Below are 13,918 nucleotides of genomic sequence, written 5' to 3'. Positions count from 1 at the left end.
GATCATGGATGTGATGGAGAACAGCCTCGCTCAGCGGCTGGTCCCGGATGATCTGTGGGAGCTGGTGGAACCGTTGCTGCCCCGGTTCGAGTCCCGTCATCAGGGTGGGGGGACCGCGCCGCTCGAGGACCGGGTGGTGTTCACCGCGGTGGTCTACGTGCTGACCGCGGGCTGTGCCTGGCGGCATCTACCCACCGAGTTCGGGGTGTCGGTGCCCACGGCGCACCGGCGGTTCCAGGCCTGGACCCGGGCGGGCGTGTGGCCCCGGCTGCACCGGGCGATCCTCGACGCCCACGGGATCGTCGGGCAGGTCGACTGGTCGTCGGTGATCGTGGACGCTGCCAGCCTCCGGGCGAAAAAAGGGGAACTCTGACCGGTCCCAATCCGGTCGATCGCGGCAAAGCCGGCTCGAAAATTCATGTCCTGACCGACGCCGACGGCCTCCCGCTGGTCGTGGCGGTCTCCGGGGCGAACCTGCACGACAGCCACGCCCTCATCCCGCTGGTCGCCAGCATCCCCGCGATCCGGTCCCGGCGTGGGCCGCGGCGACGCCGACCCGCCAAGCTGCGGGCCGACAAGGGCTACGACTACCCGTACCTGCGCCGTTTCCTACGCCGGCGCCGCATCGCGGTACGCATCGCCCGACGCGGCGTGGAGAGCACCGAACGTCTCGGCCAGTACCGGTGGAAGATCGAACGGATGATCGCCTGNCTTGACGGGTACCGCCGGCTGGCCGTCCGCTACGAACGCAATGGCCATAACTTCCTTGGGCTCCTCTGCCTCGCCGCCGCGATCACCTGCTGGAAGAAACTCCCCACCTGAGACAACCTCTAAATCACGGGACTGCGGTCGAGTCTGGGGCTGGTGGAGGGACGCTTCTGCGGAGATCGTTCAGTGCCTGACTCCCCCAGGTGAGAAGATCGACGTCGAGCTGAGAGCTGTTCGCAAGATCGCGGCTGAAGGTAACGTGCCGATGCGGGCGGCCGGGAAGTGTCAGAAGGTACAGCTCTTCGGATTCCAGGACGGGATGCAAGTACTGGCCGGTAAGGGGATTGCTATTGAGAGTCTTTTCTAGGTCGGCGAGTGTTGCGCTGGGAGTGAGTGTAGGGATCAGTGGGGCGGGCTCCTCGGAGTCAGAGAGTCGGACGTCGCCGCCGGTCGCCTGGACCACTTGGTTCTGGATGCTGCGGACCTGCTCCGCGATGACGATGCTGGTCGCTGCGGCTGTCGGCTGCATCGCAGCCTTGCGAATGGCTTCCTCGGTGGCTGCGAGGACGGGTTGGGCGTCCCCGATGATCTCTGTGAAGTCGCCGAAGTCGGCCTTGATGCTGGTGTAGATCTGCTGTTCAACGGTGTTGGCGTAATAGTAGTTACTGATGCTCACGACGGGGTGACCGGCGCCGATGCGGTCGATCCTGCCGATCCGCTGTTCGACGCGCATGAGGTTCCACGGCATGTCGTAGTTGAACAGGCGGCCGCTGGTCTGGAGGTTGAGTCCCTCGCTCATGCTGTCGGTACCGAGGAGGATGCGTACCTCGCCCGCGCGGAAACGTTGTTTGAGTTCCGGTTTACTCACCTGCCGCCAGGTGCCGGTGGCGGGGTCCCATTGCTCACCGCCGCGGCCGGAGTAGCAGGCNACCCGCTGGTAGAGGCCGGCGAGCCTCGTCCGGAGGAAGTCCATGGTGTCGGTGTACTGGGTGAACACCACGACGCTGTCGTAGCCAGCGGCGATCGCCTCGGACAGGTCGTGGTCGAGTTGCTGGGCCTTCGAGTCGTGGCCGCCGAGCGCGTCGATGCCCGCGATGAATGCTTCAAGTTCAGCGACCTCGTCGCGGAGATGAGCGAGGACGTCGTGGGGGAGGAGGGTGGACTGCAAGTCGGGCGGGGCAGTCTCGTCATCTTCCGCTACGGTGGTGTCGTCGGCGTCCAGGAGCGTGCCGATGGCGAGGTGTCCGCCTGCGGTGAGGTTGTCTCGGCGCCTTGCGAGAGAGTTGCGCACGGCCCAAAAGCTGCTGGTGAGCCGCCGCCGGTAGACGGTCATCACGAAGCCGAGAGCCTGGGACGCCGGGTTTCCGCCCTGCTGCATGTAGGCGTTGTAGTAGCGACGGATGTAGGCGTCGATCCGGTCGTAGAGCTGCCGTTCGGGTCCACTGAGGTCGATGAACTCATCGTGGACGTGCCGACGTGGGATGACGAGGTCGGCGGGAAGCAGACCCTGGCGCTGGTAGTCGCGCATGGTCGACCGGGTGTTACGAAAGACGCGGTCGCGCATCGGTGTGTGCGCCTGCAGCCAGTCGTCGGCGCATCGCTGCTGCGTCGCGGTCCAACCACTGATCCGAAGGCGGGTCGGTGGAGGGGGCTCGTGCAGGCGCAGGACTGAACGCGACCTCGCTGGCCCAAGTTCGGCGATGACCTTCGCACGAAGCGTTTCGTCCTGCGGTGCGTCTGGTTGGTCTAGATGGTCGCGCAGCATCCGGGTTAGCAGCACCCAGTCCCGTTCCTCGGCGGGGCGACGCAGATGGCTGAAGTAGCGGACGAACTGGTCGGCGGACTCGCCCCAGGCACCCGGCAGACCGAGGAGTTCGATGAGGTCCCATGCCTCGTGCGGAGCCATCTGCATGGGGGTCGCGGTCGCGAGGTATATGGCTTTCCACGCTTGGGCGGCACGCATCGTCTGCAGGAGCGTGAGCAGCCGGTTCGGGCTACCGGTTGCCTTGAGGCCGCGGCGGCGGGCATGGTGGGCCTCGTCGACGATCACAATGTCCCACGGGCCAGCTGCGAGGACCTGCTCCGACCGGTCGGCACGGCGTGCAAGGTGAGAGGAGGCGAGGAGCACCGGGAACGCTGACCAGGGATTCGCTGTTGGGATGGTCTGGAGTTCGTTGTCGTGACGGTCGCGGAACTGGCCCCGGTCGTAGCGGGGGACGTCGAGGGCGAGCTTCTCGTGTAGCTCCTCTTGCCACTGGCGCAGGACGCTCGCCGGCACGAGAAGCAGCGCCGTCCGTGCCCGCCCGGATAGCAGCAGCTCGCGCAGGATGAGGCCGGCCTCGACCGTCTTGCCGAGACCAACCTCGTCGGCGAGCAGGTAGCCGCGCGGGAACGTCTCGACGGCGCGGACGGCGATCCGCACCTGGTGGGGGAGGGGGACGACCGTCGCGCTGGTCAGGCCGACGAACGTGCGGCTCAAAGGTGCGTCGAGGATATCGAGCAACACAGATTGGGCCTCCTCGAGGTCGACGGTCGCGCCGTCGTCACCCTCCTCCTCAGTGGTTGCGAGGGTGGCTTGCGAGTCGGTCTCTGTAGCGTCGTGGCTGTCACTGGTGGGGATGCGTAGCCGTGGGTCGGGGTCGCGGAGGGGCGGGTGCCAACCAGCCGGGACGATGTCGACTAGAGCCTGTCGGACCGCGTCGGGCACGGCCATGACCGTCCAGCCGGCGTCGGGGAGACCGTCCCAGTGCCGCTGGAATCGGCGCGTCACGTCTTGGCCGTAGATGGACCAGACTTCCTGGTTCCAGGACCAGTACACGTGGAGAGTCTCGTGGTTGCCGGTCCAGCCGGAGATGGTCTCGTTATCGCTGCCGATGAACGCGACCTGCCTGCCTCGTGCGTCGGTGAGCAGCCCGTACTTGGAATGGAAGTAGCGGTGGGCCTCCTCGGTCCGCAGCGGTGCTCCGTTGCGGTCCACGGGAACGCCGACGCGTATGTCGAGCCGACCCTCCCGGAGCATCCAGGCGAGCACGCGCAGTCGCTCACGGGTGACTATGTCGACACCGTCGTCCAGCGGAGCGACGGTCAGGCGTTCCGCGACGATCCGNTCCAGCGGCTCGCCGTGCAGGACCGCGTCGACGTCCTCCTCCGTGAGCTGGGCGCCGACGACGAGCTGCATTGTGCCGCCGCGTGCGACGAAGGGGGCGAAGCCAGCGGCGGCGCGGGCCAGCACGGTGGAGCTGAAGTAGCCGACGAGACGGTGGTACTCGGTGGCGCGTGCCAGCAACGGTACGTAGAACCGAGCCAGGGGCTGCTCGCTCGTCGAGTAGGACGGCTGCAATGGTACGGCGGTGAAGTCCGATGGNGGGNGGNTCTGGGGCTCAACCGGCCCTGAGATGGTCATGTCGCGATCCCGAGGAACAGATCGCCCTGTTCCTTCGGCGTGGTGTGCTCCTCTTCTGGAAGCAGCACGTCGTGCATGCAGAAAGCGACAAGCCGGTCCAAGGACTTGGCGAGCGACAGCACGAAGTCGTCCTTGACCTTCGTACGGGGAACTGTGTTGACTAGTGCCTGCACCACCGCGGTGAAGCGGGAGTCTCGGATGAGCCCGGTCCGCTCCAGGAACATTTTCGCCCGCCCCAGACCGTCTTCCTCCGCGATGTGGCAGGCGGTGTGCACAGCGTCAACCAGGCTAAGGAAGGACTCGGCGTCTACACGGACTCCGGGTAGGTCAGGGTCTGCGCCACGGGTGCGCAACCGTTTCCCAGGGGGCTGGAGAGTGACCATTCCGGCCTTCTTCTCCAGAATCTTTGCCCGTTGCAGTTCGTCAAGATCGAGTCCGCCTACGGCGAGGGCGAGGCGTCTCGCGTCGTCGAATGTCGTGAGCGGCCCCTTGAACATGTCCCAGTACGCGACGGTGAAGTCGGTGAGGGCGTCGAACTCGACCGGGCGCCCGACCAGACGTGCCCGCTGGACCCGCACGATCTCGGCACGAGCCACGGTCAGCGCGTCTTCGGGGCGCAGCAGTCGGGCTCGGCCGTTCTCGTCCGCGGTGCTGCTGTACACGGGCCAGTGGCGGCTCACTACGCCGAGGGTCGGACCATAGGCCGACAGGAGCAGGTCGACGCCGTCGATCCCGTCGGCGCGGAAGCGCGTCACGGCATCCCGGGCGGTCTGGCGAACCTCAGCCTCAATGTCCTCCCAATAGGTGCGGCGACGGCCGGGAGTGGGAGCGGCCCGTTTCCGGCACACGAGCATGATTGTGCTGGCCGCGCTGTTGACTCCCGACTGGTGCAGCGAATGCTCGGCCTCAGTGTTGATGGGCCAAGAGGTCTCGATGGTAAATCCCGCCTGGAGTAGACCCATTCCAAGGGTGTCCCACGCCTCCGCGCGCTTGTGGGTGAACATGACCGTGAGAACGCCATCATCCCGCAGGACTCGGTGCGCCTCGGCGAAGATCGCGGTCATCTTCGCCTCATAGTCCGCGTCCGCCAGCTCTCTCATCCGCCGTCCCATATGGACGAAGCGCGAGGCATTGGCGACGGCCTCGTTCTCTGCGTCGGCGGTGTCTGTGGGGAAGAGGTCCGGGGAGATCCGACCGATCGTGCGCTTCTCCCAGACGTAGAAGAAGTCGCTCAGTTCGGCGTACATTACATTGTCGTAGTACGGCGGGTCCATGCACAGATGGGCTACCGACCCGTCGGCCAGCGGGCGGACGTCTGCCGCGTTCCCCTGCGTTACGCTTACGTCGCGATGCCGGGCGGCTCCGGTGGCAAGATCTACACCGGTGTTATGAAGGAGCCTGGCAAGTCCGCCGAAGGAGTCGAGGAGCTGATCCAGCGCCCATTTGTAAAGGGCGGTTCCCTCGAACTCCGCGAAGGACCATTTGAAGGAGAAGTCATGCCGCGTGAATACATGCGCAATCGTCTGCCGGGACTGATGCCATGCTGCTGACTTTGCGTTGTAGTCGAGAGCCTTCCCTTGCATCACCCCAAGAAGCGTCAGGACTGACTGTGCGCGGTCCGCTGGCATCGCCGCGTGCACCTCGGCCGCCAGCACGCGGAACTCCTCGACGAATATTCCGTGTACGAGGAGCTGGCGCGAGCTAAACATCTGAGCGAAGGTGGTGATCCCGAATAGCCGTGGTCGTGACGTCCGCCCTCGGTCCCCCTTTTCTGCCAGCTCCTCGACCGGTATGACGTCGTTTAGTGCCCATCGGGTCGCCACGTCGTTCAGAGCTGACTCTGCGTCGCGGAAGCCGTGAAGGTCCGCCTCCGTGGGTATGCGGAAGGACCGCTTACCGTTGGAAGGACGGACAGCGACGGCGTATAGGACCTGCGTCATGCGGCCCGCTTGCGCCTCGTCCTTGATGTAGCTTTCGTCGATGACCTGGCCGTCCCACGGTGAGAGGCCGTCGCCGCGGCGGACGGTGCCGCGGCGCGGGTCAAAGTCGATGGCGGCGCCTTCCACGACCTCGAACTCGGGCTCGTCAAGCTCCTGCCCCGCGCGATGCGTTACGAGTCGGACGGCGATTTCCTTGCCCTTGTCTGTACGCAGACTCCAGTCGGGCACCAGGGGGACGGTCTTGCCGGTGCGAGGACATGCCACCGCCTGCGCCCAGATGTAGGTGAGTACCTGGCCGTCCCGACCGGAGGGGAAGTAGCGCGAGATCCTGTCCTGGACCCGGCCGACGAGCTTCCCACCCCACTGCTGGAGGTCGGGCAGGATGCCGAGCCCGAACTGTGCCGGGAACTGCACGCCTGCCCGAAGCAAGCAGGCGGCGACGCCGTTCAAGTCGTTCGCAAAGGTGCGCATTCCGAGGCGGGCGGCTGCGAACGGAATGCTTCCGCCGCCAGCTGTCAGGTCGGCGACGAGAGGCGCCTCTCCCCAAGTGTGGCTCAGCACGGCGGCGAGCAGGTTAAGGTTTTCTCGGTCCGGATGGTTGCGGAACGCCTGCTTATAGGTGTATGGGTTGGGTATTCGCCGCTTGTTGGCCACGGCTTCGTCGTAGGCCTTGCGTGCGGCTATGGGGTCGCCCCAGATTCCGACCATGTGTAGGAGCCACTGGCGGTAGGTGTGTTCGTCCGCGAGGGGCTTGGTATCCGGGAACGCTTCGGCGAGGTCTTTGCTCCACGCGGGTAGAAGCCCGGCGAGGACTACTGCCGCGCTGGCCACGAGAGGGCGTCGCGCCCACCACACGTGTAGGAAGGACAGTGGTGGCAGGGCGCTCGCGGCGGCGCGTTCGCGGCGGGACTCAACGCCGAGTTCGGCGACCGGGAGCCAGTCCTCTGCGAGGACATGCGGGGTCACAGTGGTGCTGGGAAGCATTATGGTCTCACTCCGCTGCGAGGAACAGACGCAGGGCACGGCGGACTCGGTCGGCGTCGGGTCCAACGGCCTTCGCGTACCAGTAGTAGGTCTCCTCCGTGCTCATGGACGCCACCGCAGCGACAAGCGCGCCGATCCTGGTCGGCTTTGTCACCCTCTGCGTGGCGAAGAGGGTGAGGGCGAGCCGGACGCCGGCCGCCTCGTCGAGCACGACCGGCTGTCTGCGGGACGGCGAGAGCACACTGTGAGGCTTACCACTGGCGCGGACCGCGGTGAGCAGGGCGCTAAGAATCCGGGAGGTCTGTAATGGGGTGGCGGTGGCGACAGTGGTGGCCAGGCTGCGCTCCCGGCTGCCGTAGGACTCGTCGAGCCTGACTCCGTAACCCTCATACCCATCCCGCCCGGACGCCGGGAGGATGTGCAGGCTGAACGCCCGGACGGCGAAGGTTCGTGCCTGTCGGGCAGGCACGAACCGGGTCCGGGCAGCGGTCACGCCAGTGTTCCATCGAGGGTGACCTCGGCCGGGGCGAGTTTGCGTACCACCGTGTCGACTTGTACCAGGGCGGGATCGTCGACGTCGACACCGGCCTCTCCGAAGTCGACGCTGACCACCATGCTGCCGTCGACCTCGCTGGCCGCCTTCAGTAGCGGCGCGAGCTTGGCGCTGACCTGCTGGTAGTCCATCTTGTCGCCATTGAGGTGGACCTGGACCCAGCCGTCCAGGCCGGGCAGCTCCGCGGTCACGTCGACGGCGACGGTGATCTGGTGTTTGGGCAGCTGGGCTAGTGCCATCGTCATCAGGTCGAGGTCACCAGTGCCGCGGCCGCTGTCGCCCTGCACCGTCAAACGCAGCATCGCGAGGGGGCGGTTCTTGTCGACAAGATCGTCCCGGAAGTTGGTCAGGGCAACGCCCGCAGGCCCGGTCTTCGGGTCGATGCGGGTCACCCGCCGCGTGTCACCGATCACCACGCCAAGCCGGTCAGCCTCGCTGCGGGTGAGGACATGGAAGGTGTCGAGCGATCGTTCGCGGATCTCCTTGACCCCGAGCGCTTTCACCCCGCTCGCCGGGATGGCCGAGGTCACCACTAGCTTGCTCTGCCGGAATGCCTCCGCAAGGACGTCGGCGACCTGCGCCTTCGCCGGCTCCTTCCGGCAGCGCTGTTCTAGGGCAGCTCGCAGAGTCGGTCCTATCATCTGGGTCGTAACGACTGCGAGCACGTCCTGCACGGTGGGGGCACGACCGAGCAGCCCCCGGGAGGCCGCCTCCGCGGCGGCTAGGAGCTGTGCCGTGTCGGAGATCATGATCGCGGGCATGGGGCCGCCAGCGCCGTACGCCTTTCCTGCGTCGGCGTCGTAGTAGACCCAGCCGTCGTGGGTGATCCCTTTCTTGATCGCGTCCGTGAGCAGGGTCGCGTCGAGCAGGATTTGAGCGCCCGGGTCCCGCCAGAACCACTCTGCGACCTTCTTGGTCGTTGTTGCGGCCGGTGTAGCCCAGGCGCGATCGTGGAGCCAGTCTGTTGAGATCGGCTGATCGCGGATCTTGCCCTCGTTCGCCAGCAGGTTCCGTATCGTGCGGACCGCGCTCCTCTCCGCGTCCCCCTTCTGAGCCGCTGGCAGCTCGCGGTGCGTGAGGTTCCCCGAACCAGCGTCCCGTACTGGGAAGTAAACGTGCTTGTAGCACCGTGTTATCGCGATCCTGGTGTTCAACAGGCTGTCGTCATACATCCTGCTGACCTTCGCCTGGACCTCTGAGGCGAAGGTCGCCATCCGCGCGGGCTCGGCAAGCAGTGCCTCTAGGGCGAGTCGAGCACGGACCTGGTCCTTGAGGTTCTCCACCGCCTCGGCGTCGGCGACCACGAACACGACTGAGTTGAGGAACGTTCTCAGCTGGCCGGCGGCCGTCGCGTGCTCGCGAATCTCCTGTACCTGCCGGGGAGGGGATCCGGCGTGGCGTCCCACGACGGACACGTGGTCGTAGTCGAACACGGCGACGCGCAGCCGTGTCGTGTCCTCCACCTCGGCGGGGCTCGCTGGGAACGGGACGGCCAGGATGCCGCTGTCGTTGGCGAATGCCTTGCGGACGAGTTCCTTTGTCTCCTCCGTCGTCCGAGTGTTCGGGATGTCCCGCTTCCCATCCTCGACAATCTTGTTGACGTTAGGTTCGGTGTGGAACCGCCACCGCGTGCCGTCATAGGTAAGGTGCCAGCAGACCCGCTCGGCCTCTCTCAGCGCCTCATCAAGGATCTCCGGGTCCTCACCCGGGCGGAGGGTGCCCAGGACGTACTCGGCCGGACCGGCGCCGACTCCCGCCTTCAGCTCGAGGGAGTGTAGGAACACGGTGCGTGCCACCCGGGTGGCATATGCCGGCCGGCCGTGGAAACGCGTCTGGTCGACCTGCCCGCAGTGCGAATCCGGGCCGGCGATGTCCACCTGGGCGACCCCGGCGAAGGGCGCACGCTCCACCGCGACGGTGAGTCTGTTCAGGACGGCGGGCCGGGCCAAGTCGATGTCGGCCACGTTCACGATCGCCGCGTCGTCGTCAGTCTCCCATATACCGGCGACGACCTCGGCAAGGAGGCGCAGCGCCCCGCGCGCCCGATGGAAGGTCGGGATACCGCTCAGCCGCTTGTCCAACACTCGGATCAGCTCAGGGTGAAACGGGTATGAGGCCGTCACCGCCTCGGCGTAGGCAGCGGGGCTGTCCGCTCCGCCGCCGAGCGGCACTGCGCCGTGCACAGCCTCGTAGAGGCCCCTGTACGCCTCGCCGGCCTCCCGCGCCGCAGCCGCGTCAATGTCGGCGAACAGGCGTCGCTTAAGGATCTCCGCGATCTCCCGGTCCGTCGCAGGCTCGATGACGAAGCCGGAACGAGCAAGGACGCTTGTCGCCTCACCCCGGGTACGGTCGGCGTGACCTAGGCTCTCGTCGAGCATGGCTCCGAGCCGCGCGGTCTCCTTCGCGTAGGCGTCGCCCGCTCCCGCCAAGCTGACGATTACGACCGTGTTGCGGTCGCCCATCGCAACCTCGAAGAGGTTCTTGAGGAAGACCGGGATCTGCGCGGCGCTTCGGCGTACCTCCTCGCTCCCGGACTCGGCGACCTGCCGCAGATGCTGCGCGATCTCGTCGATCATCACGACGGTCTTGCGGCCACCGAACGCCTTGCGCAGTGTCTCGGTCCCGGGAGCGGTGCGTGCTTCGTCGCTTGCCTGCAGCACCGCGTGCGCCTTCGCGCCCAGCTGTGCGCCGATCTCCCCCCACACCGTGTGTGTCGTCAGCCCGTTCGTCACCAGCCCGCTTATCGGGTCGAGTGCATCGCCGACGACCGCCGCGACCTGCACTGGCCCGTCGGGGAGCAGGGACGGGTCGACGAAGTTGGCGATGTCGGCGGGGCGGGCACCACGTGCCAGGTGGTAGACGGCCATGAGCGAGTGGGTCTTCCCGCCGCCGAAGCTCGTCTCCGCACGCAGGACACCATGCTCCCCCTCTGCGCCCTTCACCTCGGCGAGTCGGCCGAACGTCCTGGAGATCAGTTCCCGGAGGCCGGTCGTCGGATAAGTCAGTGTGAAGAACCGGTCCGGATCGCCGTAGACCTCGTAGCCGTCCGCGTCCCGCACGACCTTGTCTAGCTGGGCTGCGAACTGGTTGTCGCTCATTGAGCCGGCCAGAACGTCCTTGCGTGGCTCGCAGGTCTCGCGAACCGATCGCAACGCCACGGCAGATGCCCCCCCATCGCGCCAGCCAGCGGACCAGGCTCACCCGGGAGCTTGGAGGTGTGGCGGCCATCTATGACATAGCTATCTTGTCACGCTACGTCGCGTAATTGCCACCCAGTGGGCAGGCTGGCATCGTGCGCCAGTGGATGGCGCCGGCCGCTGCTGCGGTGACCCTGGCGGTAGCGAGATCCGACAGGGGCAGCAGCAGTCTGCCGGCTGGCTGACCAGCCCAGACCGAGCGGCTGACCAGGTCGGTCAACGGTTCGATCCCGCCCGTTTCAGATCTCGATCGGCGAGCAGGTGTACGCCGCAGCTTCTCCGAGGGCCACTACGTTTAGCGACGACCACCCGACACCCTGGGCTCCGCGTCCAACCTCGCCGTCATGCTGACCAAGCTTTAGCCTCGATCTTTCGCCTGGTGGCTGGGTCGGTTTGTCGGTCGTCCCGCCCCGTTTTTGATGTTGAGTTGTGTGGTCGGGCTGTGACGGGGTGGCCCGCTGTCGCGCGGGCTGGGGCGCCGGTCCACGGCCGGAGCTGGTGCGGGTCGTCGGGGCAGGGCAGGTCTGGGCGCTATCCGGGGTCGGGCAGCGCACGGAGGATGGTCAGGGCCTGGACGGTCAGCGCTGCCCACCGATGGTGGGCGGGGAGGTGTACCACGGTCTTGCGGGCGTGGTGGGCGACGCGTCCGGCGATGGTGAACAGCCTGTGCCGTAGGCGTTTCGGTTCCCACCGGCGGGCGGTGTGGCAGGCCAGAGCGAGCATCTGGGTCCAGGCGAGCAGGTCCAGGGCCAGCGCCACGACGGCGCACCAGACCCTGTTCTGGGCGAAGTCGTGCAGGGGCAGGTTGGTCAGACCGGTGTCCTTCGCGGCGCGGATACGGTCCTCGCAGCGGGCCCGCCGGCGGTGGCGCAGCTCCAGGTCGGCGAGCTGCCCGCGGCGGGTGTTGGTCGCGAACGCGGTGGCGCGGTTGCCGTCGGGGTCGGTGATCCGTAGCTGGGCGCCGGGGTGCGGGCGTTCCTTACGCACGATGACCCGCATGCCCTCCGGCCAGCCGGACAGGTCCATCAGCCCGGTCAGCTCGGCGACCCACGCGCCGTCGCGGGGCTGCCCGTCACCGTCGTAGGCGGGTGTCCACGCCCCCGCGGGAACCTTCGCGATCAGCTCGGTGGTGCTTTCGGGCAGGGTGAACCCGACCGAGTAGGCCAGCCGCCGCTGGTGCAGCCAGTCGAGGAACGCGTGCGTGCCGCCGCCGCTGTCGGTCCGGATCAGTACCGACCGGCCCCGGCGTAGCCGCCGGGGTAGCTGGGCGAGTGCGGTGGTGGCCACGGTGACGTGGTCGGCGGCGGTGTTGGCCCCGGCGTTACCCGGTCGCAGCAGCACCGCCAGCGGCTCACCCGACCCGTCGGCACCATGGTCGGCGAACGCCCACAGCGGGTGGAACCCGAATCCCTTCTTCCAGGTCCGGTCGGCGTTCTCCTTCTCCGAGTGGGCGGTGACCAGGGTGGCGTCCAGATTGACGACCAGCGGATTCTCGGTGGAGATCTCGGCGTGCGGGGCGTGCGTGCCGGCCAGTTCCCACAGCTGGGCCCGGGCGAGGGCCCGGGCGGCGTCGACCGCCTTCAGCGCCTTCTCGACGTCGACGGCGAGGCGGTCGACCGTGCGGGACACGGTCGGGTCCGAGGCGACCCGTCCGAACACGGCTGGTTCCGCGCGTAGGAGCGACACGTCCGCGAGGCAGTCTCCGCCCAACGCCAGCGACAGCGCCAGGTCACACAGCACTTTGCCCGGGTCGTGCACCGCCCGGTCCGGCCGCCATCGCGCCAACGCCGCCGACAGCGCCTGCCCGAGTCCGCTGGCCCGGACCGTCTCGGTCAGTATCAGCCCGCCCGCGTGCGACACGATTCCACGCCCGGCGGCGTCCACGCGGACAGACGGGTACAGGGCGGTAGTCTTCACCGCGAAGGTGCTCCTTGGTACGGGGTGGGTCAGGTCCTCAGCAAGCCCGATCCTCCCAGCTCAGGAGCACTTTCCTATTCCTGGCACCCCAACAGACAATCATCCCGGTGAAAGCCCGAGGTTAGGGATCTGCCGGGGCGGGTGGACGAGGACACCCTGGCCCGTCGGCGCCGGGTCCTCGGCGAGGACCAACCCGATACCCTGACCGCCGCCGCCAACCTGGCCGATCAACTGATCTCCCTCGGTGACTATGAGGGGGCGCGGTGCTGTTGGTGGATACGCCGGCCCGCCGGCGGCGGGTGCTGAGAGAGGAGAATCCCTCCACCCCTCAGCGGACGGCGGGAGTGCTGGCCGGGCCGCCCGCCGTCCCCGCGCCGATGGCTAAGAGGTTGTCTCAGGTGGGGAGTTTCTTCCAGCAGGTGATCGCGGCGGCGAGGCAGAGGAGCCCAAGGAAGTTATGGCCATTGCGTTCGTAGCGGACGGCCAGCCGGCGGTACCCGTCAAGNCAGGCGATCATCCGTTCGATCTTCCACCGGTACTGGCCGAGACGTTCGGTGCTCTCCACGCCGCGTCGGGCGATGCGTACCGCGATGCGGCGCCGGCGTAGGAAACGGCGCAGGTACGGGTAGTCGTAGCCCTTGTCGGCCCGCAGCTTGGCGGGTCGGCGTCGCCGCGGCCCACGCCGGGACCGGATCGCGGGGATGCTGGCGACCAGCGGGATGAGGGCGTGGCTGTCGTGCAGGTTCGCCCCGGAGACCGCCACGACCAGCGGGAGGCCGTCGGCGTCGGTCAGGACATGAATTTTCGAGCCGGCTTTGCCGCGATCGACCGGATTGGGACCGGTCAGAGTTCCCCTTTTTTCGCCCGGAGGCTGGCAGCGTCCACGATCACCGACGACCAGTCGACCTGCCCGACGATCCCGTGGGCGTCGAGGATCGCCCGGTGCAGCCGGGGCCACACGCCCGCCCGGGTCCAGGCCTGGAACCGCCGGTGCGCCGTGGGCACCGACACCCCGAACTCGGTGGGTAGATGCCGCCAGGCACAGCCCGCGGTCAGCACGTAGACCACCGCGGTGAACACCACCCGGTCCTCGAGCGGCGCGGTCCCCCCACCCTGATGACGGGACTCGAACCGGGGCAGCAACGGTTCCACCAGCTCCCACAGATCATCCGGGACCAGCCGCTGAGCGAGGCTGTTCTCCATCACATCCATGATC

At 67.3% G+C, this 13,918-nt stretch carries 7 protein-coding genes and 4 pseudogenes; 3 read left to right on the top strand and 8 right to left on the bottom strand.

What is annotated here, in order from left to right:
* Nucleotides 1-13: 13 nt before the first annotated feature.
* Together FF36_RS33680 and FF36_RS39595 are read left to right on the top strand one after the other, a co-directional pair.
* Nucleotides 14-710: pseudogene (locus FF36_RS33680) on the top strand (IS5 family transposase); the annotation flags it as partial.
* Between the two features lies 1 nt (nucleotide 711).
* A partial coding sequence (locus tag FF36_RS39595) for a hypothetical protein (protein WP_479686803.1) occupies nucleotides 712-822 on the top strand: 111 nt, incomplete at its 5' end.
* 13 nt (nucleotides 823-835) lie between these two features.
* On the opposite strand, the pseudogene FF36_RS41330 reads toward FF36_RS39595, so the two are convergent.
* From FF36_RS41330 to FF36_RS30150, 6 genes and pseudogenes are all read right to left on the bottom strand, one after another.
* Nucleotides 836-1,636 (bottom strand): annotated as a pseudogene (locus FF36_RS41330) (helicase-related protein); the annotation flags it as partial.
* Between the two features lies 1 nt (nucleotide 1,637).
* On the bottom strand, nucleotides 1,638-3,421 hold a 1,784-nt coding region (locus FF36_RS41325; protein ID WP_422615129.1), incomplete at its 3' end, for an SNF2-related protein.
* A 686-nt stretch (nucleotides 3,422-4,107) separates the two neighbouring features.
* The gene (locus FF36_RS30165; protein ID WP_128423436.1) at nucleotides 4,108-7,035 is read right to left on the bottom strand and encodes a DUF1156 domain-containing protein; all 2,928 of its coding nucleotides are present in this window, start codon (nucleotides 7,033-7,035) and stop codon (nucleotides 4,108-4,110) included.
* A 7-nt stretch (nucleotides 7,036-7,042) separates the two neighbouring features.
* Nucleotides 7,043-7,528 carry a DUF7680 family protein gene (locus tag FF36_RS31925; RefSeq protein ID WP_052681632.1) on the bottom strand — a complete coding sequence of 162 codons (486 nt, stop codon included), beginning with the start codon at nucleotides 7,526-7,528 and terminating at the stop codon, nucleotides 7,043-7,045.
* A complete protein-coding gene (locus tag FF36_RS30155; protein WP_044888613.1) occupies nucleotides 7,525-10,686 on the bottom strand; it encodes a DUF499 domain-containing protein in 3,162 nt (1,053 codons plus the stop codon). Before FF36_RS30155 ends, FF36_RS31925 begins: the two co-directional genes overlap by 4 nt.
* Nucleotides 10,687-11,316: 630 nt before the next feature.
* On the bottom strand, nucleotides 11,317-12,702 hold the full coding sequence (locus FF36_RS30150) for an IS1380 family transposase (protein WP_044888612.1): 1,386 nt from the start codon (nucleotides 12,700-12,702) through the stop codon (nucleotides 11,317-11,319).
* Nucleotides 12,703-12,843: 141 nt separating this feature from the next.
* Between FF36_RS30150 and FF36_RS35185 the strand changes: the two genes are divergently transcribed.
* The gene (locus FF36_RS35185; protein WP_128423435.1) at nucleotides 12,844-13,008 is read left to right on the top strand and encodes a tetratricopeptide repeat protein; all 165 of its coding nucleotides are present in this window, start codon (nucleotides 12,844-12,846) and stop codon (nucleotides 13,006-13,008) included.
* A gap of 88 nt (nucleotides 13,009-13,096) precedes the next feature.
* Here the strand turns inward: FF36_RS35185 and FF36_RS39590 are convergent.
* A pseudogene (locus FF36_RS39590) lies at nucleotides 13,097-13,207 on the bottom strand (hypothetical protein); the annotation flags it as partial.
* 1 nt (nucleotide 13,208) lies between these two features.
* Nucleotides 13,209-13,905 (bottom strand): annotated as a pseudogene (locus tag FF36_RS33675) (IS5 family transposase); the annotation flags it as partial.
* Nucleotides 13,906-13,918 lie beyond the last annotated feature (13 nt).

It is taken from the genome of Frankia torreyi, assembly GCF_000948395.1.
GTDB lineage: Bacteria > Actinomycetota > Actinomycetes > Frankiales > Frankiaceae > Frankia > Frankia torreyi.
The sequence above is the reverse complement of the archived record's forward strand: the minus strand, read 5'-3'. Positions and strand labels throughout refer to the sequence as shown.

What these genes read in the sequence shown, in the direction of transcription:
- FF36_RS30165 (WP_128423436.1), bottom strand. Translation starts at nt 7,035, where the DNA reads ATGCTTCCCAGCACCACTGTGACCCCGCATGTCCTCGCAGAGGACTGG.
- FF36_RS30155 (WP_044888613.1), bottom strand. Translation starts at nt 10,686, where the DNA reads ATGAGCGACAACCAGTTCGCAGCCCAGCTAGACAAGGTCGTGCGGGAC.